The following is a 24,121-nucleotide window of genomic DNA, read 5'->3' on the forward strand; positions in this document are numbered from 1 at the left end:
ATGGCAGAGCAAGTTAAACGGGAGTTAAAGCGCTCGCTGAAAACCATCCACCTGTGGGGCATTGCGGTGGGTTTGGTGATTTCTGGTGAGTATTTTGGCTGGAGTTATGGCTGGGATAAAGCGGGCACGCTGGGTTTTATGATTACTTGCCTAGTCATCGCGGCCATGTATACCACTTTTATTTTTAGCTATACCGAGTTAACCACCTCGATTCCCCATGCTGGCGGGCCGTTTGCTTATGCCCGCCGTGCATTTGGCCCCACAGGGGGCTATATCGCCGGCATGGCCACGCTGATTGAGTTTGTGTTTGCCCCGCCCGCTATTGCGTTGGCCATTGGCGCTTATTTAGGCGTGCAGTTCCCTGGCTTAGACCCGAAACACGCGGCTTTGGGCGCTTATATTGTGTTTATGTTTGTGAATGTGATTGGCGTGACCATTGCGGCAACCTTTGAGCTCTGCGTAACCATTTTGGCGATTTTAGAGTTGATGGTGTTTATGGGCGTGGTGGCACCAGGCTTTGCGTGGAGCAATTTTATGGCCCACGGCTGGTCGGGGGCTGATCAGTTTAGCAGCGCATCAATTAGCGGCATGTTTGCGGCGATTCCTTTTGCCATCTGGTTCTTTTTAGCGATTGAAGGCGCTGCAATGGCGGCAGAAGAAGCAGAAGACCCGCGTAAAACCATTCCCCGTGCCTATATCAGCGGCATTTTAACTTTAGTAGTGCTGGCCATTGGTGTGATGGTGTTTGCGGGCGGAGTGGGGGATTGGCGTCAGTTGGCTAATATTAACGAGCCTTTGCCCAAAGCGATGCAAATGGTGGTGGGGGTCGATTCGGGCTGGCTGCATATGCTGGTGTGGATTGGGCTGTTTGGGCTGATTGCCTCTTTTCACGGCATCATCATGGGCTATTCAAGGCAGATTTATGCGCTGGGGCGGGCGGGTTATTTACCGAGTGTGCTAGCAAAAGTGAATCAGCGCTTTCAAACCCCGCACTGGGCGATTCTGGCGGGTGGCGTGGTTGGGGTGGCGGCCATTTATGCGGATTCGGTGGTGCAGCTTCAAGGCATGACGCTCACTGCCGCGATTATCACGATGTCGGTGTTTGGTGCGATCGTGATGTACATCATCTCCATGGGCGCATTGTTTAAATTACGCCGTAGCGAGCCTCATTTAGATCGCCCTTATAGCGTGCCTTTTTATCCGATTTTTCCTTGTGTGGCGCTGATTTTAGCTTTGGTTGCTTTAGTTGCAATGATTTATTTTAACCAGACCATTTTCGCCATCTTTATTGGTTTTATGGTTGGTGGCTATGTTTATTTCCTAGCCACCAGCAAGGCAAGAGACGAAGCACCGCATGATGAAATGTTGGTGATGGTAGGGGAGTAGATCGATGTAGCGTGGGCACGTTTTTGTGCCCACGCGCACGCTCAATACATTTATCGCATTAGGGGATCACTATGCAAGCTCGTGAAGTGAAAACAATAGAAGATGCAATGGCCGTAGTTCAAGCCAGCGGGTTGAGCCATATCAAAGTGGGGATGTCTGATATCGACGGCGTGATGAGGGGGAAATACATATCGAAAGAAAAGTTTTTTTCCATGCTTAAAGGCGGGCTTTGTTTTTGTAATGTGGTGATGGGCTGGGATAGCAATGATCAGCTTTACGACAATGTGGAATACACCGGCTGGCACACCGCTTACCCTGATGCTCAGGTACATATTATTCCCGAAAGCTGCCGTGAGCTGCCGTTAGAAATGGTCGATGGTGAGCCGATGTTGTTTTTCCTTTGCGAATTCAGCGGCGATGCGGAAGCGATTTGCCCCCGCCAGCTTTTAAGCCGCATCGTAAAAAAAGCTGCCGATATGGGCTATCTAGCGTATTCGGCGTTGGAGTACGAGTTTTTTGTGTTTAAAGAAACGCCAGAATCGGTGCGTGCTAAAAATTATCAAAACCTCACCCCTTGGACGCCAGGTTATTTTGGCTACTCTATTTTGCGTAGTACGGTGAATGCTGATTTTTATCATCAACTGCTCAAGCTGTGTGAAACCATGGATATGGGTATCGAAGGGCTGCACACCGAAACCGGCCCAGGTGTATTAGAAGCCGCTATTGGCGTGGATGAAGCCAGCCGTGCGGGGGACAAAGCCTTTCTATTTAAAACTTTCTGTAAGGTGCTGGCGCAGCAAAATAATCTGATGGCCACCTTTATGGCCAAATGGTCGGCCGAGCTACCAGGGCAAAGTGGCCATATTCATTTATCTTTAAATGATATTAAAACCGGCAAGTCTGTTTTTTACGATCCAACTCAGCCACACAATATGAGCAAAACTCAGCGGCATTTTTTGGCTGGAGTGCAAAGGCTGTTACCTGAATTTATGGCGATGTTTGGCCAGACGGTGAATAGCTACTCACGGTTGGTGCCAGGCTACTGGGCGCCGCTGGATGCCACATGGGGCTTAGAAAACCGTACTACTGCACTGCGCCTGATTCCTGGGTCGGCTAAATCGCAAAGGGTGGAGGTAAGGATAGGCTCAGCAGACGCCAACCCCTATATTGCCCTTGCCGCAGCGCTTGGCGCTGGTCTCTACGGCATTGAGCATCAGTGGGAGCCAGAGGAAATGGTGGTTGGTAATGCCTATACGCAAACGTTCCCTGATCGGCTGCATCTGCCCAACACGCTTGGGGATGCCGCAAAACGCCTCAAAACATCAGAAGCCGCCCAAGCACTCTTTGGCACGCCCTTTGTAAACCACTTTGTTGCTACGCGGGAATGGGAAGAAAGAGAATTCCGTAAACATGTAACAGACTGGGAATTAAAACGCTATTTTGAAATTATTTGATTTTGAAAAAGCTAATGACACAGGTTTGGGAATAAAAACCTAACCTTGACCCACAGAGAACACAGAGAACACAGAGTTACACGGAGAAAACCAAGAAAAATGGTTCGTTTTCTTTGCATCCTTTGTGTTTCTCATGGTTATTTGCTTATTAAAACCTGAACTACTTAGGCTCCGTTGACGTTTCATTCAGGCCTTCGTTCCGCCCCAAAAGTGGGCTAAACCCGAAGGGCTGAGCCGGAAAATGGCCATTCACTGCGTTATGCTCCTCGGAAATAACCCGTTATTGCCTTCGTCACATGCCTTGTGCTTGGCCGTTTTCCGGCTCAGCGCAGTTGTGAATGAAACGTCAACAGACACTAGCAGATAAGGATAAATAAAATATGTTTTTCTCCGTGAAACGCCGTGTTCTCTGTGCCCTACGTGGTTCAAAAAGTGGGTTTTTTCATTAAATTATTTTCATCCACCCGGAGTAGCTATGCCTGAACTGATCACGATTAGTCCTATTGATGGTAGTGAAGTGGCGCGGCGTGCTTATGCCGATGAGCACCATATTGCAGCCACTTTGCGCCGTGCCAAGATTGCCCAGCGGGATTGGCGGCAGGTTTCGCTTGTCGAGCGCATGGCTGTGCTGAGCCGTGCGGTGGATGCTTTTTCCGCCAATAAAGAGGCTATTGCCGAGGCGATCAGCCGCCAAATTGGCCGGCCCATTCGCTATTCGCCCAATGAAGTGGTCGGCTTTGATACTCGGGCGCGGCATATGATGGCGATTGCGCCTGAGGCACTGGCCGATATCCATCCCGCGCCGATTGAGGGTTTTAACCGCTTTATCCGCCGCGAAGCGCTGGGTGTGGTGCTGGTGGTGGCACCATGGAATTACCCATTACTGACTGCGGTGAACGCGATTATTCCTGCGCTGATGGCGGGCAATACCGTGATCTTAAAACACTCGGCGCAAACCCCGCTGTGTGCCGAGCAAATCCAAGCAGCCTTTGTAGCGGCAGGCTTGCCTGCTGGCGTGTTCCAGTATTTACACACCGATCACGCCAGTACGCAAAAGCTGATTCAGGCCAAAGAAATCAAACATGTCTGCTTTACCGGCTCGGTTGCGGGTGGCATTGCTGTAGAGCAGGCTGCAGCAGGGCGCTTTATCGGCGTGGGGTTGGAGCTGGGCGGCAATGATGCGGCACTGGTACGCAGTGATGCCGATCTGGCTCATGCAGTCGACACACTGGTGGATGGTGCGTTTTTTAACTCTGGGCAAAGCTGCTGCGGCACTCAGCGCATCTATGTGCACCAGTCTATTTACCAAGAGTTTGTTGACCGTGCTCTGGCGCTGACTGAGCAATATGTTTTGGGAAATCCGCTGGATGCCGCTACCACTCTGGGCCCCGTGGTGCGTGTGTCTGCCGCCAATGCGGTGCGAGCGGTAGAAGCCGATGCGCTGGCCAAAGGCGCAAGTCAAATCGTTGATACCCGCCGCTTTGCGCTGGACGATGGCAAAGGCGCTTATCTGGCCCCGAGAATCTTTACCGGCGTGAATCATCAGATGCAGCTGATGGCCGACGAATGCTTTGGGCCTGTAGTTGGCATCATGCCGGTGAAAAACGACGAAGAAGCCATCCGCCTGATGAACGACAGCCCCTACGGCCTGACCTCCGCCGTATTCAGCCGCGACGAAAACGTGGCACTCAGCCTAGGTGATCAGCTGGAATGCGGCACCTTCTTTATGAACCGCTGTGACTACCTAGACCCAGCGCTGCCTTGGACCGGCATTAAACAAACCGGGCGGGGAGCGACTTTATCGGTGCTGGGGTATGACTATCTGACAAGGCCGAAGTCGTTTCATTTGAAGCAGATGTGATATCTGACGGTATTGAGTAAACCCAAATCCTGAACCACGGAGGAAACAGAGAACATGGAGTTTCACGGAGGAAAACCATTTCGAATTGAGTTTATGTTTCGAGTTTAAGACTCGTAGCTTGAGCTAATGTGTTTGATCTCTGGCTTTAGGTGGCTATAAACCTGCGTAATCCAACACTTAAGCGCAAAAAAATGTTGGATTACGCGATAAAGCTGCTAACCCAACCTACGCAAACTAAAGCAATAAGTTGATGGTTGATATGGGGCTTAAGTTCCCCTGAGACCAGCCGAGCGAGGAATAAACGGGGCGGGGCTTTCGTCAATTCGTGTTTGAGCGAAGCGAGTTGAATTGACGCCGACTCGTTTATCCGCAGCGAGGGAACCCCGCGAAGCGGGGCGCAGATGCCGGGGTGGCCTTCTTTGGCTTCGTTTCTTGGCCACACAAGAAAGGAAGGTCCAGCGGGACGCCCGCACCAAAATCAACGTGCCGAAGGCACTATTCCTCAACAGGATACTTAAATGAATCTCGACCGTTACACCGTAAATTGGAATTACCCCACCAATGTGAAATGTGGCGTGGGGCGGGTGAAAGATCTGCCGCAGCTGGCGCGATCTTTAGGCATTAAAAAACCGCTACTGATTACCGATCCGGGCTTGGCCACCTTATCGCCCGTACTTAGCACGCTGACCTTGCTGGATGGGGCTGATTTGCACGCAGGCCTGTTTCACCAAATTAAGGGCAATCCAACCGGGCAGAATGTTGCCGATGGGGTGGCAGCCTATCGGGAGGGCGGCTTTGATGGCGTGATTGCGCTCGGGGGCGGATCGGCCTTGGACGCGGCCAAAGCGGTGGCGATGATGGTTGGGCAGAGCGGGCCGCTTTGGGATTATGTGGATGAAGGCGACAACTGGCTGAGGATTAAAACCGAAGGCATGGCGCCGCTGGTGGCGATTCCTACCACGGCAGGCACAGGCTCTGAAGTGGGCCGGGCTTCAGTGATTACCGATGAAATAGAGCACGCTAAAAAGATTATTTTTCACCCGCGTATGCTGCCTGCGATTGTGATTTTAGACCCCGTGCTTAGCACCGGCCTGCCCGCTAAGCTGACCGCTGCGACGGGAATGGATGCACTCAGCCATAGCCTTGAAGCCTATTGCTCGCCGTTTTATCACCCTATGGCCAGCGGTATTGCTCTGGAAGGCATGCAACTGGTACGCGAATGGCTGCCGCGTGCTGTCGCCGATGGCACAGATCTTGAGGCACGGATGCAAATGCTGGTGGCCTCCAGCATGGGCGCAACTGCGTTTCAGCGCGGGCTTGGCGCGATGCACGCGCTGGCGCATCCACTGGGTGCGCGTTTCGATGCGCATCACGGCATGCTCAATGCCATTCTGATGCCCTATGTTTTAAAAGCCAATCAGAGCGCTATCAACGAGCGCATCACCGCCGCTGCCCGCTATTTGGGCCTGCCCAATCCTTCTTTTGCAGCATTCTTAGACTGGGTGCTGCGCCTCAGAGAATAAGTCGGCATTCCGCATACGCTCAAAAGCATAGGCATAAACGAATCCTGTCTGGAAACCATCGGTGAGGCAGCCGTGGCCGACGGCGCTCATGGCACTAACCCGATTCCGTTTACAGCGCAGCAATATCGCGGCATTTGCGTGGCGGCTTTGGATGGCTTGTTGTAGAAGTTTGGGGCGTTGCCAAACCCAAATCTTGAACCACGGAGGCCAAAGAGAGCACGGAGTTTCGCGGAGAAAAACAAGGCTTGAATTGAGTTGTTATAAAGGTTTTAAGTATTTTAAAACTCCGCAATTAGGATTCATATCGCAGCTATTGGAAGGGGGCTTAAATCTCCCCTTGAAGCACGCCGAAGCGAGGAACAAGCGGGCGGGGTTTCTTTGATGCCTGTTTGAGCGAAGCGAGTTCCGCAGCCGCCGCTCGATTGTCCGCAGATGAGGGGCCTTCGTGTTTTTGATGTTGCGGCTTTGGTTCTTTTCTTGGCCGTTCAAGAAAAGAACGCCCCTACGGTGGCTACCGTTCCAAAATCAACGTGCCGAAGGCACTAAAAAGATCTTTTTGTTTGGCCAATACGGGCAAAGCCCACAACATCACCCTCTGGAGCAGGTATGCATCGTATTGCGGTAGCGGGTATTCAGCATGAAACCAATACCTTTGCCAGTATGCCAACCACCTTGGCTCATTTTATTGAGGCGGATGCCTGGCCTGGCCTGACTCAGGGCGAGGCGGTTTTGGCTGCTGTGGCGGGGGCTAATTTGCCTTTGGCAGGGGCGGTTGCCGCGCTGAAGGCGGCTCATTTGCAAGTCTTGCCTCTGCTCTGGGCCTCGGCGAACCCGAGTGGGCGGGTTGAGGATGCTGCGTTTGAAGCGCTATGGGCGATGTTTGAATCGGCGCTACTCGCCGCAGGGCAGACAGGGCCAGTAAATGGCGTGTATTTAGATTTACACGGCGCTTTGGTGACTGAGCGTTATGACGATGGCGATGGTGAATGGTTGCGCCGCACCCGCTCATTATTGGGGGAGCAAATCCCCATCGTGGCCTCACTTGATTTTCATGCCAATGTCAGCCCTTTGATGGTGAATTCAGCCAGCACCCTAGTCGGTTATCGCAGCTATCCGCATGTCGATATGGCCGAAACTGGGGCAAGGGCGGTGGGTTTGTTGCAGCGGCTGCTGGCAGGCGAGGTGGTGCATTCGGCTTTTGAGCAGCTGCCCTTTTTGATTTCTATGCCATGGCAATGTTCCTTAATACAGCCGGTGGCTAGGCTGATGCGGATGGCAGAGCAGGCAGAAACAGGGGATGTAGTTAGTGTGAGTTTCTTCCCCGGGTTTCCCTTGGCGGATGTGGCTGATAGCGGGCCTTGCCTCCTAGCCTATGCCCACAGCGCCTCTCTTGCAGAGGCCACCGCTCGGATTCTGGCGCAAAAAGTACAGGCTGCCGAGCCGGAGTTTGCGGGCCGGTTGTGGCAGGTAGAGGAGGCGCTGAGCTACGCCAAGCAATACGCAGGGCAGGGTAAAACCATCATTTTGGCGGACACCTGTGATAACGCAGGTGGCGGGGCAGGCAGTGATGCTGCGGGAGTGATTTGCGATGGCTTAAGTATGGGCATGTCGGCCATGGTGGTTGGCATACTTTGCGATCCTGCAACCGCTCAGGCCGCACATGCTGTGGGTGTTGGCGGCGTTTTATCGCGTGCTATTGGCCAGGGAAGAAAAGCTTTGGGAGAATGGCGGGTAATCAGTTTAGGCACAGGGCAATTTGCAGCCACAGGGCCTTTTTATGCGGGCTGCCAAATGGATTTAGGCCCTATGGCCTGCCTGCAATACCAAGGGCTAACAGTATTAGTGAGTAGCCGTAAGCAGCAGGCGGCCGATCAGGCGATGTTCCGTCATTTAGGGGTAGAGCCTAGCGAGGTGGAGGTGTTGGTTTTAAAAAGCAGTGTGCATTTTCGAGCCGACTTTGGCGCAATCGCTGCAGAGATTTTAGTGGTAGAGGCTGAAGGCGATCACGTGGCAGATTTAAGCCGTTTGCAATATAAGGTGTGCCAAAGAAAGCCAGCAAGAAGCCATACGTAGGAGTCATGGTGTTTAGACCCAGGCGGCAATGCTAGCAGCCTGTCGGACTTAAGACTGATCTACTACGGAAAAGCCGGATTTGGCCATATTTCACGCATTTTCTCGTTGAATAGCCAGCTATTCGCCTCAAAAACCCGCGAAATCTGTCTCAAACCGGTCTTTCCCTCGCTACGATCGCTTAAGTCCGACAGGCTGCTAGCTAAACTCTATGCTTGCATATTTGGGTTTGAGCACTCGTCATATCAATACTTCATATAAAATCCAAAATGCCCAAAGCTTTCGCCGCGCTCAATTTTGGGCGAGCTGCTGCCATCGATGATATAGCCCCAGTCTGCGCTGATTAACCCCCAATCCTGAATTTGCCAGCGTAATCCCAGCCCCACGCTGCTGAGCGCTTCCTGGCTGCTTGATCCGGCATCGGGAGAGCGTCTGTGGATGGCACCTGTATCGATAAAGCTGAGCAGGCGTAAGCCTTCATAAATTTTGGGCGTGCTTATTTCTATTGTGCCTTGCACACCGCTGTCCCCTGTTGCGCTGCGATCACTCACGCCACGTAAAGAGTTATTGCCACCTAATGCAAATTGCTCACCCGCGATCAGTGCTTCATTAGAAAATTGGGTGTTGAGTTTTAGGCTGGCTTGCCAGTCGCCCGCAAAGCGATACAGGCCTTCTGCCTTAGCGTGCCATGATTGCCAGTTGCTATATGCGTCTTTGCGATTGGCCTGATAGGCCTCATCATCATTGCCTACTCCTGATGGCAGATTGTGTGTGTAATCCAGCCCAAAATTGATCTCCATGTCTTCGCTTTGCCAGTGGCCGTTATAAGCCAGAGTCAGCGGCCGGCTACGTACATCGGGGCTGAGCTGGCCTACGGAGGAGATATCCGTTCCACGGAATAATTTATCATCTAGCGCAACTTCAATTTGCGAGCGGTATTGTCCCTGTGGGGCTAAGTAGTGGGTGTAGCGCAGTCCGCCCGATTCACCCTTACCAGTAATGGTTAAACCCTCGCCTAAGCTGCCAGAATCCACTTTAGATTGTGCATAGTAGGCGGATAGGCTGCCACCCATTGGGTATAAAGGCAGGCGGTAGAACACGCCATACTGGCTTACATTGTCTGGCTGGCTGGGGGCGGTGGAGTAGCTAACGGTGGCTACTTGATCGCTATTAAATAAGTTAGCGTATTGAAACCCTAAGGAGAGGCGTAAGCGGCCGTTATCATCCGAGCCAGAATTATTGCCGGAAACAAAAACGCTCCATGGTTTTTGCTGCTGAGTATCAATAATGGCTTCAATGCTGTCCGCATCGCCTTCTTTAAAGGTGAGGATGGTCTGTTTTGCTGGGTTTTCATTGGCAATAAGCAGTTGTGTGGTCATGGCCTGAAAATTAGGCGAGCTGCTTTCCTTTAGGGCAGGCAGGCTATTTCGCTGGTTTTCTTCATCAAAAAAAGTGTTGTTTTTGATGCTCACTTTGCTGAGTTTAAAGCTCAGAACTTCCAAAGTAATCGTGCTGCTCACTTCTTGGGGGGCAGGGTGACGCGTAAAAAACCATGGCCACGCTCCCTTAACGCAGATTCAAATGCGCTGGCAGCTTGTTGTAAATCACTAAGTGAGCGGTTGTTGCCTAAATAGGCTTGCAATAACTGTTGGCTGTCATCGTTAGAAAGAGGATTCTCTCCCTTCACATTAAAGGAGCTCACATTAAAAAGAGGTTCTTCGGCCCATACAAAGCCTGAAATTATGCTGGCGAGTAAACAAAGGCGAAATTTCATAAGGTGAAGGAGCTCTTGTTTATTTGACCGCACCCGGTTTGCAGCCAAGGTTGGAGGGAATACCGTTTTTGCTCAGAATTTCACGCAGCGGAATTTTTACCATGCCGATGGGGGTTTTATCAAACTCAATAAATCCAGGGAGCTCACGTAAGCGAATTGGGTTATTTTTGTTTGAAAACCCTGTTTCATCTTTCCCTAAAAATAGCACTTGCTGGCTGTTGTTGTCAGTTAGACTAACATTACCATCACGAACGTGTACATAGAGGCCAGGCATTTCATTACTGCCCTCGCTCTGCCCAAATAAGAGTTGCAAATCAATAGGGATAGTATCTGGCCGTGGTACAGGCATATTGCCAAGCCCGGCTGGTGGTGTGGCTGGGCGTAAAATGCCGGAGATGCGGATCAATACCGTTTCCCCAAGCTTGAGCTGCTGAACAGGGCCATTTACAGGGCTAACAGTGACGCTGCCTTCCCATACATAAGCGCCAAAGCCATCCATGCCGGGTAAGGCGGGATCTGCACAAGCAGCCGTGCATTCAAAATCGACTCCTGTACCGCGTATGCCAATCGTGGCGCTTTTGGTGCTGTATTGCACTGCATCGGGTTTGGCTTTACCGATTAAGCCCGTTAAAGCGCGTAAACCACCCTTAAATAAAGAGAGGCCAAAGCTGCCTTCTGCAGGTGCTGTGGCTTTGTACTCAAAGCGATCAATCTGCATTTGTGTGTCGCTGCGTAAAGAGACTTTTCCCCCATCCCTAAAGGCTAATACCAGCGCGCCATCGGCGGTGGTTTCAACTCGCTCGCCTACATAAACCGCACCACCTTGCACTAGCATACGGAATACGCCTTCTTTGTTTCGGGCGTTCGCTTTACCCGATAGGCTAACTACGCGTGCAGCGGCAGACACCTCAACGGCCTTGTTTTGTTGAGTGGGGGCATCCTTTGCTTCTAGCGCGCAATCGCCGGCACAAAGTCTTGCATCAAAATCAGTACCGCGAATCCCGATGGTGGCGCTGGAAGTTTGAATCTTGGCTGCTGTAGCAGATTGTTTGGAAATTAAGCCGGTAACAGCACGCAGGCCGCCTTTAAACAGCCCTAAAATCATGCCGTCTTCGCGCCCTGCCTGGCCAAAGGCAAAGCTGTCGATTTTCATACGTGTATCAGGGCGTACCGTAATCTGGCCGCCATCATTAAACTTCAGCACCGCGTGGCTGTTGGGCGCGGTAATAATTTCATCGCCTTCATTTAAAATCGAGCCTTTACCAATCAGCTTAAGCCCGCCACTTTTACCCTGTGCTGAAGCCGCGCCTTGCACTGATGCCACTTCGGCCACAATGGCCGCATAGCTTGGCGTTTGCAGCAAAAGGGTGAGAAGAAATAGCTTAAGGGCAGTTGGCATCGTCTTCTCCGGCAACACGAATGGTCTCTTTAGGCGGCTCAAGCTCTTCTGGTTTTTTTGCTTCAAAGGGTAATTGCCCTGTGCCAATAATTTGGAAATGGCTTTGCTGATCTTGATTTTGCAAAACAATAATTTTAACAATTTGATCAACTTGTTCAGGGCTTGCCGTGGTGGGTAGATTATTGAGCAAAGGGGAATCAAGATTTTTTCCAATCTTATTGATAACGCCCGTGGTTTGAATTTGATCAGGGCTGATATTATTGCTAATGGTTCTGGCACTACCGTAGCTGATGGCCCCCCGTTAGCTGAAATCGCTTTCACGCCTTTGGCTACCTGAATTACGGCCGCATCAACAGAAATCTCACCCGTTGTCCCTTTTACTCCCCGCTGTGTTCCTGCCCGTGCACCATTATTACTGCCCGAATTTAATTGGGCCTGTGTTGCACCTGCAATTAAGTTAGCATTTTGAATAAAACTATCATTTGCATTTACTTTGATATCGCCTGCGGCAATAAGGTCTGTGTTTTGAATAATATTGTCATTGATCTCACCGGTATCTCGGCTGGTGAGTTTTATTGTGCCTGTTGATTTAAATGATCCGCTGTTAATCCTTAAAGCGCCTTTACTCAGCAAAGAAGTATCATCAGCAAAGAAGGGCGAAATCACGCTGAGCGTACCTTGGTTATCAATTAATACGCTGCCCTTGCTGTTGATTGCCAGCACAGTAAGATTAGTATTGTTAATCAATGAAACATCGCCACCGCTATTGGCTGAAAATTGGGAAATGCTATGATTTCCCTTGTCTAAAGAAATTTGTATTAGGCCAACGGCTTGCAGCGAGTTTGTTTTTATTTTGGCCGCGCTACTATCAATAATTGAGTTGGCTTTTAAATTGACAGTACTGCCTTGTAGCTGATCATTTAATTTTAATGTTTCTGCTGAATTTACATTTATGTTTCCATTGCTAATAACGCTGGCTAGCTCAATTGATTTGTTATTGTTGAGATTGATATCACCCTTGCTTGTTAGCTCGGCAGCATCTAAAGCATTATTGTTTTTTAGGGCAATTCCCAGCTCCGCATCGGCAACGAGTTTTGTGGCAGCAAGCTGTGCATCACTGGCCTCAGTGAGTTGGCCATTTGATATTTTAAACTGTAGTTGTTTTCCACTTACGCTTCCTTTTATATTTATATTTCCCGTATTATTTATTTTCATATTACCATTATTGCTGCTTCCTTCTAAAACCATTGCCTTGTTGTTGACCAAACTGATATTGCCATTATCGCTAATTAATCTGACCTGATCTAAAATATTCTCTTGTTCAAGTGTAATATCGCCGCTAGCCTTCACATCAAGTGTCTTGCTGTTGATTATACCTAAACCTGTCAGGCTGCCTTTTGTGTTAATGCGCAAATTAGCATTACTGCTTGTTTTTCCTAAAGTGAGTGCCTTGGCATTATTAATCGAAATATCACCTTCTGCACTGTTTAAACTGGCCTGGTTAATTGTGTTTTCATTATCTAGCTTAATTCCTTTTCCGGCTGTGGCGGTCAAGTTATCTGTGTTGAGTGTGCCACTTGTAAGGCTGCTGATTGTCCCACTATTTGCTTTTAAAATTATATTTTTTGCAACTATTACATCATTTACACCCAGATTACCATCGGTACTAATCTGTAACTGGCCTGCAGTATTTATAGCACCTAAGGCAAGTGTTTTAGTGTTGTAAAAAACAATATCGCCACTGCTGTTGGGAGAAAAAATATCAACTGTATTGGCTTCACTCAGATTAATACTGGCAGATTGCGCATTAAGGCTTTTTGCATTAATTATCCCTCCTGCTGTCTGGCGAATATCACCTGTGCTGTTTAAAGTTAAATTTCCATCACCAATCGAAAGTCCACTAATCAGCACATCGCCCGTTTTATTGCCTTTAGCATCGCCAATAATAATACTGGTAGATTTAATATGGCTTAAATCGCTGTTATTTAAAACAAAGCCTATATCTGACTGACTATTTCCGCCTAAAAATACTTTGACATTGTTATTGCTTAGCGGGGTGTAAAAAAATTCACTGCCTTCTATCTGAGCCTGCGATCCTATTGCTAACTTATCTGCAATAAAATTGATGTTTTTACTTTTTATTTTATTGTTGATTATTATTCCGCTAGCAGCTTGTAATTTAGCCATCTCTGAATTGTTTAATGCACCATCGACGGCTATCTTTCCCTCGCTGCTTATTTGTAAGTTTTTTGTGCTTATTTCTTGTAATGAAAGATCTGTTTTATTTTTTAATATTAAATTGCCACTGAATGCGGTTAAAGTGCCTAAGTTTTGGCTGCTATTATTGAGTACAATATCACCCGTGGTCGTGAGCTTTGCATTACCTGTGATTGATGCATTCGCACTGTCGCTGATATTACTGGCAGAGATATCAATTTGGCTGGCATTTAAATTTCCGCTAAGTATCAGGCCTTCTGTATTTGAGAGCTTGAATTGATCTCCACTCGATTCAGCCAAAGACAACGTTTTATTGTTGGTAAGTAATATATTACCTTTATTGGTTTTGAGTGAAGCGTTATCGATTGAGTTGTTTTTATCTAGCGTAATTCCCGTGCCAGCATTTGCAGTAAAATTATTACTTATGATGCGTGCACTGCTTACTTCAGTGATCTCTCCTGCTACGGCACTGAGAATGGCTGTTTTGGCAGTCAGCGTATCGCTTAAGTTAATATTTCCTTTGCTACTAATTGTGACATCGCCAACGCCGCTATTTATAACCCCAAGCGAAATGGTCTGATTATTATTCAGCGTAATATTACTACCGCTGATTGCCGCTTTGCTAATCAGATTGTTCTTATCAAGAATTACAGCGCCTGTAGAGCTCACATTTAAAGCAGCCGTGGTGATAATGCCGCTGCTCTGAGTTAAGTTGTTAGATTTAAGTGTGAGGGTATTGCTGCCTATTGTACTGATGTCACTATTAAGCGTGGTATCCCGTATATTGCTTAAGTCAATATTGCCATTGCTTTTTAGGCTGATAACGCTCAATGCTTTGTTGTTTTTAATTTTTATATCGCCGCTGCTATTACTGGCAATTAAGCTATCAAATTGATTGTCTTTTTCTAAACTTAATGCACCAGATGAAGTGGCGGTTAATTTAGTGGCAATGATTGTGCCTGTACCTTGGTTGATGGTTCCATTAGTCGAAGTTAGCGTGAGGTTTTTGGCGGAAATAAAATTATTAATCTCCAAATTGCTGCTGGTACGGACGTTAATATCATTGCTACTGACAAGGCTTTCAGCATAGCCAGAGAGACCGATATTTAGATCGCCGGTGTAAACAAGATTGATGTCGCTGCTGGCATTGAGTGCAATACCATCGGTGAATACATTGCTGGCATTATTGAGGGTAATGCTTGTTCCTCTTGCCGCGAGGCCTTTTACTTTTATCACGTCACTTTGGCTAATCGTACCCGTAGAGTAAATGTCGATAATGGGGGTGTTGCTGCCCGAGCTGAGATCGAGCGCAGCAATATCAACGGCCCCTAAGGCATGGCTGCTATTGCCAATTTTTATTTTACTGGCGGTAATGTTGTTAAATTCACTTTGGCTAATGCCAAATTTGCTACGAGTGCTATTACCTAATTGAGTGGCAATGCTTGAGGACGTGGGGGATAGATTAACGGTGCCACCTGCAGCTTTGAGGTTGCCGTAATTACTTCCTACTTCAGCGGCCGCAGTTAAGGTGATCGTGTCTGCTTGTAGGTTAATATTTGCAGCGCTTATTTTTCCTGTACTGATGCCATTTGGAATAGAAATTGTTTTACTGGCTGCAGTAGTAATTAAATCAACATTACCTGTGCCTGTATCTATTTCAAGACCACCGAATGTAATATTTTCACTGTTTTCTAAGCTGATGTTTCCATTGCTGGTGCTCATCCCACTTTGACTTGGGCCAACTTGGGTTTGATTATTTATATTGTTATATAAACTAAGTGCACTATTGTTTTTAATGGTAATGGTGGCTCCACTAGCATCAGTTTTTGCACTTAAACTGCCAATTTTATTGTTGGCATTATTAAAATTAATATTCCCCGTAGTAGCACGAAGAGTGAGTGAACCAGATCCAATCAATTCAAGAGGGGAAGATTGGCTGATATTGCCATTGGTTTCTATCCAACTATTTTCACCTAGTTTTGATTTGCTGCTTAAATCAGGGTGGCTAATTATTTCGACAGCTTTGTTGTTTTTAAAATAAAGGGCATAGTCTGTGTTACTACTTATTTTATTCACAGAATGGGCTGATTTTCCAATGTCTACTGTGGTGCCTGATGAGGATGAAGATAAGGTTGATACGCTCAGTATATTGCTTGATATAGTTATTCCTGTGCCTTGGCTGATTCCTGATTTACCACTGATGCTGATTTGCTTATTTGTGCCGCTAGTAAGATCTCCGTTTACAAAAATTGTACCATCACTTGCAAGCAGAGTAATGTTTCCATTAGTTGTTATTTGTTTTGTTTTTATGCCAAGTTTATCTGTTTTTAAAGTTAAATCACCAGTCCAAATAGATGAGCCCGTGCTTGCCGTGGTAATGGTTTTACTCGTCATGTCAATTCCATCTCCACCAGTTGCACTGGTGTCATCTTTATAAGCATGGAATGTGAGTGATTTATCAGAGCTAACTGTTGTGACAATGTTTAAATCAGCATCAAATGTTATTGGCCCTATTGATTGGACAATGACATTGTTTGATGCAAGTGCGGAGTTTATATCCTCAGTCGTAAGGTTACTGCTGGCAGCCACATTATGATCAAATAGTCCAGATGATTGAGTCAGCGATGAAGTGCACGCAGATACTGTTGAGCAAATACTAATCCCTGATGGATCAAGTAATAGCGTTCCACTCTTCCAGCCCTTAGCCGCCGAAGTATCCACTCTTGCTTTAAAATCCAAATACTCTTTGCCCGATGTTTCTACCAAGCCACCATCGCCCCCTAACGCGCCGCCTTTGGCGCTAATCTCCCCGTTTACCCTCGTGGTTTTATCTGCCCAAACAATGATTTTTCCACCATTACCTTCGGTTATCGCGTTGGCGCGCAAAGTGCTTTCTGGGCTGGTGTAACTGGCTTGTGAGTTGGAAATTAAAGGATTACCGCCTTGATAATCCCCACCCAGCAAAATACTGCCACCTGCATTCTGGCCGCTAGCGTCGATGACGGCCTGCTCGATCAGTCCCACATGTTTGCCAAGTAGCTGTACATCGCCACCTTTAAGGCCCGTTGCGCTGATTTGGCCACTGGCAAGTAGCGTGCCGCTAGGGCCTGCGTCGAGAGTGACTTGTCCGCCAACGGCACCATTGGCAGCAATATGACTACCTGAGCTGGTCTCGATTTTATCGCTGGCACGCAGTAAAACCTTGCCACCCACTTGCTCGGCACGCACCGCGCGGATCTCGCCGCTGTGTTTTAAGGTGCCCGCAAATAGGCCAACGGCATCACCTTTGATTTGGCCTAGATTAATGACGCTATCGCTTGGTGCTTGTAAGGTAAAACGTAGGCCTTCTAAGCTTAAACTGACAATTTCAACTGATTTTCCTGCGGCAAGCACTACATTGCCATTACTCGATTCGATTAAGCCACTGTTTTTAATATCAGGAGAGATCAGAAAAACATCACCATTTTGGCTGCGAATCATGCCTTCTACGGCTATTTTTCCGCTATCGCCATTAAAGCGATAACGGCCATTGATAAAATCATCATTCTTAATATCGAGTGTGGAAGCCACAAAGCCAGCGGTATCAATCCGAGCGTCTTTTCCAACCAAGAGGCCATTTTTGTTAATCAGAAAAACGCGGCCGTTCGAGCTGAGCTGACCGAGAATTTGCGATGGATCGATGCCGCTAACCCGATTTAGCACGGTGCTTTTGGCGGACTCCTGCTGAAAACGAGTGGCCTCGTCTTTGGCAATATTGAATTTTTGCCACTCAATAATCGCGTTAGGCGTGTTTTTAATGGTGAGCATTTTGCCCACTTGCTGGATGTCTGCCGTGCCGTGAATGATTTTTATCCCTTCAGGGTTGGCATAGGCGGGGCTGCCGGCTAGTAGCGGTAAGGCTATTGAAATAGCCAGTACTAGTGGGCGTAAAGGGAATTGTGGCTTCATGGCTAGCCTCCGCGGTCTTAAGGCAAAGTGGGTCGCTTAATTCTAGTTTGCCATTACTGTTTTGCCAGCGGTTTTCTGATGTCATTGAAGCGACACTGTAGATTTTTCTTTCTTAGAAATTTTTTTAACTTTTTAAATTAGTCAGTAATGGTGCTAAGTGAAAACCCTCGTTTAAATTGTATGCGCATATAAGGGATTTCCTGCTTGAAAACATTGCTACCTTTTGGGTTTGGCATATAGAATCAAGACCATTTCGCCGCAAATTGATATAAAAACTTCTGCTTTCCCCTAAGGGTTTTGTGATGGATCGACAAGGCTGGTTAAAGGGCACGCTGTATAGCCCGACGTTCGAACAAGATAGCTGTGGCTTCGGCCTGATTGCTCAAATGGATGACAAGCCGTCGCATTGGCTGGTTTCTACCGCAATTAGCTCTCTTGCATGTCTAACACACCGTGGAGCTGTTGCCGCTGATGGAAAATCAGGCGATGGCTGTGGTCTGCTATTTCGAAAACCGGATGGTTTCTTGCGTGCCGTGGCCGCAGAAAATCAATTTACGGTGGCCGATGAATACGCTGTAGGGATTATTTTTTACAGTGCGCAAGCAACATTAACAAAACTCTTTGCTGCGATGGAAGAGCAGGGCTTGACGGTGGCTGGAGTACGCAGCGTGCCGGTCAATATTGAAGCCTGTGGCGAGTACGCCTTACAAACACTGCCGCAAATTGGCCAGCTGTTTGTCAATGCGCCAGAGGGAATGACAAGCCAAGTTTTCGAAAGAAAGCTGTATCAAGCACGTCGCGTGGCAGAAAAAGCCAACACTGACGATGCGGCTTTCTATATGCCAACCTTAAGCCCTCATGTGCTTTCTTATAAGGGCTTGGTGACTCCGGATAATTTGCCAGAATTTTATTTAGATCTGAAAGATCCACGTTTTGAATCGTCACTGGCCGTGTATCACCAGCGCTTTTCGACCAATACTTGGCCGCAGTGGAAGCTGGCTCAGCCTTTCCGCTATCTGGCGCATAACGGCGAAATTAATACCCTGCACGGCAATCGTTTATGGGCCAAAGCCCGCGAAGCGATTATGGATAGCGAGGATTTGGATATGGACACGGTGCGCCCGATTGTTCAAACCAATGGCTCTGATTCGATGTCGATGGATAATATGCTCGAAGGCTTGCTAATGGGCGGCATGGATGTGTTCCGTGCTTTCCGCATGCTGGTGCCGCCTGCATGGCAAAACGTGGATAGCAACGATCGCGACTTACGTGCATTTTACGAATACAACTCCATGCATATGGAGCCATGGGATGGCCCAGCCGGTATCGTTTGGACTAACGGCCGTTACGCAGGCTGTGCCTTGGATCGCAACGGCTTGCGCCCAGCGCGCTATGTGATTACCAAAGATCGCCACCTGACGATTGCTTCCGAGATTGGCGTGTGGGGCTATAAGCCTGAAGATGTGGTGAAGAAAGGCCGCGTTAAACCGGGCCAGATTGTGGCTGTCGATTTAAGTAATGGTGAATTCTTAGATACCGAAACCATTGATAATCGCCTTAAAACCGCCCAGCCTTACCGCGCTTGGGTGAAGAAACACGCCCAGCATTTAGAGCTGGCAGAAGACAACTCTCCGCTAGAAGCGATGAGCCGTGCCGAGTTGCTGACCTATCAAAAGCAATTTCAGCTGACTTTTGAAGAGCGCGATCAAATCTTGCGCGTGCTGGCCGCAGATGGCCAAGAAGCCATCGGCTCTATGGGGGATGACACGCCCATGGCGGTGTTATCCGAGAAAGTGCGCTCGCCGTATGATTATTTGCGCCAACAATTTGCACAGGTGACCAATCCGCCGATCGATCCGATCCGCGAAGCGATCGTGATGTCGCTAAACACCTGTTTTGGGCCAGAGCGTAATCTGTTTAAAGAAACAGAATTTAACGCCAGCCGCTTAGAAGTACGCTCGCCGGTATTGTCGTCAGATAAGTTTGATGCGCTGACCACCATGACTGGTCCAGATTACAAGCCTGCTTTCTTTGATATTACGTTTGATCCGGCCCAAACCACTTTAAAAGCGGCCATCGAAGCTTTGCGCGCCAATGTATTGGCCAGCGTGCGCGATGAAAAAACCGTGGTGGTGGTATTAAGCGATAAAAATATTCAAAAAGGCCGCTTGCCGATTCCTGCGCTGTTTGCGGTGGGTGCGGTGCACCATGTGCTGGTGAATGAAGGCTTACGTTGCCTGACAAATATTATTGTGGAAACCGCCACCACGCGCGATCCGCATCACTTTGCTTGCCTGATTGGCTATGGTGCAACGGCCGTATTCCCTTATTTGGCTTACCAAACGATTAAAGAGTTGGTAGAAATCGGCCAGCTTGATTTGCCGCTAGAGAAAGCATGTAATAATTTCCGTAAGGGAATTAATAAAGGGCTATTGAAGATTCTCTCCAAAATGGGCATTTCAACCGTTGCTTCTTATCGTGGCTCGCAATTGTTTGAAGCGGTTGGCGTGAATGAAGAAGTGGTTGATCTGTGCTTAAACGGCACGGTTTCACGGATTTCTGGCGCTAATTTTGCTGATTTCCAAGATGACCAAGGCAAGCTCAACAAGCTGGCTTTCAACACCATGCGCCCCATCGCGCAGGGTGGCTTGTTGAAATATGTGTTTGGTGAGGAATACCACGCTTACAACCCTGATGTGGTGATGCAGCTGCAAAAAGCCGTGCAAAACGGCGATTACAAGGAATACCGCAAGTACGCCGATTTGGTAAACAAGCGCCCTATCGCCATGTTGCGCGATTTGATGGGCTTGAAGCTAGATGCCGCCAAGGCGATTTCGATTGATGAAGTCGAATCCGTTGAATCGATTCTGAAGCGTTTTGATTCCGCAGGTATGAGCTTGGGCGCACTCAGCCCAGAAGCGCACGAAGCCTTGGCAGAGGGGATGAACCGCTTGGGCGGCAGATCAAACTCGGGCGAGGGCGGTGAAGATTCGGCGCGTTATGGCACGGTGAAAATGTCCAAGATCAAGCAAGTGGCTTCTGGCCGCTTTGGCGTGACGCCGCATTATTTGGTCAACGCCGAAGTTTTGCAGATCAAGGTAGCGCAGGGTGCAAAACCGGGTGAAGGTGGCCAGTTGCCAGGGGATAAAGTCAGCCCGTTGATTGCTAAGCTGCGCTGCTCTAAGCCTGGGATTTCCTTGATTTCCCCACCGCCGCATCACGATATTTATTCGATTGAAGATTTGGCCCAGCTAATTTTTGATTTGAAACAGGTCAATCCAGATGCGCTGGTGTCGGTGAAGTTGGTCGCCGAGCCGGGTGTGGGCACGATTGCCGCCGGTGTGGCTAAGGCTTATGCTGATCTGATTACTATTTCAGGTTATGACGGTGGTACTGGTGCGTCGCCTTTGGCTTCGGTGAAATACGCCGGTACACCGTTTGAGCTGGGACTGACCGAAGCGCAGCAAGTATTGCGTGCCAACGGCTTGCGTGGCCGCGTGCGCATGCAGGCCGATGGTGGCTTAAAGACCGGTCTGGATGTGGTGAAAGCCGCGATGATGGGCGCAGAAAGCTTTGGTTTTGGTACCGGGCCTATGGTGGCGCTGGGTTGTAAGTTCTTAAGAATTTGCCACCTCAACAACTGCGCAACCGGCGTGGCGACGCAAGAAATCAAGCTGCGTTCTAAATACTTTATTGGCCTGCCAGAAATGGTGGTGAATTACTTTACCTTTATCGCGCAAGAAACCCGTGAATGGATGGCGGCGCTGGGTGTGCGTCAATTATCCGATCTGATCGGCCATAGCGAAATGCTAGAGCTGGCAGCGGGCGCAACAGAAAGACAAGGCCGCTTGAAACTAGGCGTATTGCTGAGCCAAGGCACGATTCCAGAATCGCAACCGCGTTTCTGCGTGGAAGCACGCAACCCATCTTTTGATAAGGGTGAGCTGGCCGAACAAATGGTGAAAGACGCCATTGCTGGTATTAAGAGCCAAACGCCGCAAAAATTTGAATACGCAGTGCGCAATATTCATCGCTCCATCGGTGCACGTTTGTCGGGCGAAATCGCCAAGGCACACGGCGCAGATGGCTTGCCGAGTGATTGCCTGCATATCAAATTGCATGGCTCGGCTGGGCAATCTTTGGGCGTATGGAATGCCAAGGGCTTGACGATAGAGCTGGAAGGCGATGCCAACGATTACGTCGGCAAGGGTATGAACGGCGGGCGCGTGGTGATTTATCCACCGAAAGCCTCTGATTTTGAATCGCACTCGGCGGTGATTGTGGGTAACACCTGCCTTTACGGCGCAACCGGCGGCGAATTATTTGCAGCAGGCATGGCGGGTGAGCGCTTTGCGGTGCGTAACTCGGGGGCTACGGCCATTGTTGAAGGCATTGGCGATCACGGCTGCGAATACATGACCGGTGGTTGTGTGATTGTGCTGGGCGAAACAGGTTACAACTTTGGGGCGGGGATGACGGGTGGTTTTGCGCTGGTTTACGATCCTAAAGAGCGCTTTGCTTACCGTATTAATAATGAGCTGGTGGATATTAATCTGATTAATGGCGAGTCTTACGGTGCAGTGCGGGCCTTCTTACGCGGTAAGTTGCGTGACCATGCCAAGCTGACCGGATCGACCCGCGCCATTGATATTCTGGCCGATTTTGATGAAGCGCAGGATAACTTCTGGTTGGTGAAACCTAAGGCGGCCAAGTTGGATGATCTTTTAAAGGATTGATGAGAATAGGGGAGTGGTGAGTTGGGAGTAGTGAGTGGGTTTCGACTCCCGATTCCCTAATTCCCCGCTCCCTAAATCCCAAAGCCATAAGCCCCTTATTCACCCCCCCCCCTCAGATTCACTACCGAGGTTTAGATCATGTCAGATGTATTCCAGTTTATGAAGGTTGCGCGCAATCCGGGCGAGAAGGTTGACGCTGCCGCGCGTAAGATTGTATTTAAAGAAATTTACGAACCACTGAATAAGCCTGATGCTGGGGAGCAAGCGGCTCGTTGCCTAGGCTGTGGTAATCCGTATTGCGAGTGGGAATGCCCAGTGCATAACTACATCCCAGATTGGCTTAAGCTGGTGGATGAAGGGCGTTTGTTTGAAGCGGCTGAGCTATCGCACAAAACCAATTCGCTACCCGAAATCTGTGGTCGTGTTTGCCCGCAAGATCGCCTGTGCGAAGGGGCCTGTACGCTGAATCAAGGTGGCTTTGGTGCGGTATCGATTGGCTCGGTAGAAAAATACATTACCGACGAAGCATTCAAACAAGGCTGGCGTCCGGATATGTCCGGCGTGGTGAAAACCAGCAAGAAAGTCGCGGTGATTGGGGCTGGCCCAGCAGGCTTGGCTTGCGCCGATGTGCTGATTCGTAATGGCGTGCAGCCGGTGGTGTTCGATCGCTACGAGCAAATTGGCGGCCTGCTCACCTACGGTATCCCAGAGTTCAAGCTAGAAAAATCGGTGATGCAAACCCGCCGTGAAATCATGGAAGGGATGGGCATCGAGTTTTGCCTGAATACCGAAATCGGTAAAGATATTACGATTGAAGAGCTGCTGAGCGATTACGACGCCGTATTTATGGGCATGGGCGCTTACAAATATATGAAGGGCGGCTTTGAAGGTGAAGAGTTGCCTGGCGTAATGGAAGCACTGCCGTTTCTGATTAATAACGTCAGAAACAGCATGGATACCTTATCAGCGGCTGAAGAGTACATCAGTATGGCCGGTAAGCGCGTCGTGGTTTTGGGCGGTGGCGATACGGCAATGGATTGCAACCGCACCTCGATTCGCCAGCAAGCACAATCAGTGATCTGCGCTTACCGCCGTGACGAAGCCAATATGCCTGGCTCCAAGCGTGAAGTATTAAATGCTAAGGAGGAAGGCGTTGAGTTTTTGTGGAATCGCCAGCCAGTGGGTATCATCCAAAACAGTGACGGTAGCTTGGGCTTAAAACTAGTTACAACTGAGCTGGGCGCGCCAGACGCAAATGGTCGTCAAGCGGCAGTTGAAGTGGCAGGTTCTGAGCAAATCATCGAATGTGATCACGTGATCGTGGCCTTTGGTTTTCAAGCAGAAGCGGCGTCTTGGTTTGAAGCTCAGGGTATTAAAGTAGACAGCCGTGGCCGCACCATTGCGCCAGAGAAACAAGCCTTGAAACATCAAACCAGCAATCCCAAAGTATTTGCCGGTGGCGATCAAGTACGTGGTGCAGATTTGGTAGTGCGTGCCGTATTTGAAGGCCGCCAAGCTGCGGAAGGCATGTTGGAGTTTATGGGCGTTTGGTAAGCAGCGTCTGATATGAGTAGCACAAAGGGGAGGGCCATGGCCCTCCCCTTTGTACGTTTATGGCGTGGATTTGCTGCTATTTCTGTAGGGCGGGTGCAACCGCTTTTTTTCGTATTTCATCGCAAAGCTCGGCGGGTTTCATCCAATGTGTGCTAAGCAAAATCAACAAGACCTTTTGAGTGCCTTCGGCACGTTGATT

The 24,121-nt window shown here is 48.9% G+C and carries 10 protein-coding genes; 7 read left to right on the forward strand and 3 right to left on the reverse strand.

Going from position 1 to position 24,121, the window contains the following annotated elements; all coding sequences use genetic code 11:
* From eat to C1H71_RS13020, 5 genes are all read left to right on the forward strand, one after another.
* Entirely contained in the window at positions 1 to 1,386 is a 1,386-nt protein-coding gene (eat, locus tag C1H71_RS13000; protein ID WP_130106922.1) for an ethanolamine permease, read from the forward strand.
* A gap of 71 nt (positions 1,387 to 1,457) precedes the next feature.
* A complete protein-coding gene (locus C1H71_RS13005) occupies positions 1,458 to 2,840 on the forward strand; it encodes a glutamine synthetase family protein (protein WP_130106923.1) in 1,383 nt (460 codons plus the stop codon).
* A 475-nt stretch (positions 2,841 to 3,315) separates the two neighbouring features.
* Positions 3,316 to 4,701 (forward strand): aldehyde dehydrogenase family protein, encoded by a 1,386-nt coding sequence (locus C1H71_RS13010; RefSeq protein WP_130106924.1) that lies wholly within the window; start codon positions 3,316 to 3,318, stop codon positions 4,699 to 4,701.
* Between the two features lie 518 nt (positions 4,702 to 5,219).
* Positions 5,220 to 6,224 carry an iron-containing alcohol dehydrogenase gene (locus C1H71_RS13015; protein WP_223145866.1) on the forward strand — a complete coding sequence of 335 codons (1,005 nt, stop codon included), beginning with the start codon at positions 5,220 to 5,222 and terminating at the stop codon, positions 6,222 to 6,224.
* A 606-nt stretch (positions 6,225 to 6,830) separates the two neighbouring features.
* A complete protein-coding gene (locus C1H71_RS13020; protein WP_130106925.1) occupies positions 6,831 to 8,297 on the forward strand; it encodes a M81 family metallopeptidase in 1,467 nt (488 codons plus the stop codon).
* A 242-nt stretch (positions 8,298 to 8,539) separates the two neighbouring features.
* On the opposite strand, the gene C1H71_RS13025 is transcribed toward C1H71_RS13020, so the two are convergent.
* From C1H71_RS13025 to C1H71_RS13035, 3 genes are read right to left on the reverse strand one after another with little or no spacing between them, the layout of a single operon-like run.
* Positions 8,540 to 9,796, reverse strand: a complete 1,257-nt coding sequence (locus C1H71_RS13025; RefSeq protein WP_130106926.1) for a ShlB/FhaC/HecB family hemolysin secretion/activation protein — start codon at positions 9,794 to 9,796, stop codon at positions 8,540 to 8,542.
* Between the two features lie 14 nt (positions 9,797 to 9,810).
* A complete protein-coding gene (locus tag C1H71_RS13030; RefSeq protein WP_130106927.1) occupies positions 9,811 to 10,068 on the reverse strand; it encodes a POTRA domain-containing protein in 258 nt (85 codons plus the stop codon).
* A 19-nt stretch (positions 10,069 to 10,087) separates the two neighbouring features.
* Complete coding sequence (locus C1H71_RS13035) at positions 10,088 to 17,632, reverse strand: two-partner secretion domain-containing protein (protein WP_130106928.1); 7,545 nt, start codon at positions 17,630 to 17,632, stop codon at positions 10,088 to 10,090.
* Between the two features lie 302 nt (positions 17,633 to 17,934).
* On the opposite strand from C1H71_RS13035, the gene gltB reads away from it, so the two are divergent.
* Together gltB and C1H71_RS13045 are read left to right on the forward strand one after the other, a co-directional pair.
* A complete protein-coding gene (gene gltB, locus C1H71_RS13040) occupies positions 17,935 to 22,368 on the forward strand; it encodes a glutamate synthase large subunit (protein WP_130106929.1) in 4,434 nt (1,477 codons plus the stop codon).
* Between the two features lie 138 nt (positions 22,369 to 22,506).
* Complete coding sequence (locus tag C1H71_RS13045; protein WP_130106930.1) at positions 22,507 to 23,922, forward strand: FAD-dependent oxidoreductase; 1,416 nt, start codon at positions 22,507 to 22,509, stop codon at positions 23,920 to 23,922.
* Positions 23,923 to 24,121 lie beyond the last annotated feature (199 nt).

The sequence above is a fragment of the Iodobacter fluviatilis genome (assembly GCF_004194535.1).
GTDB lineage: Bacteria > Pseudomonadota > Gammaproteobacteria > Burkholderiales > Chitinibacteraceae > Iodobacter > Iodobacter fluviatilis_A.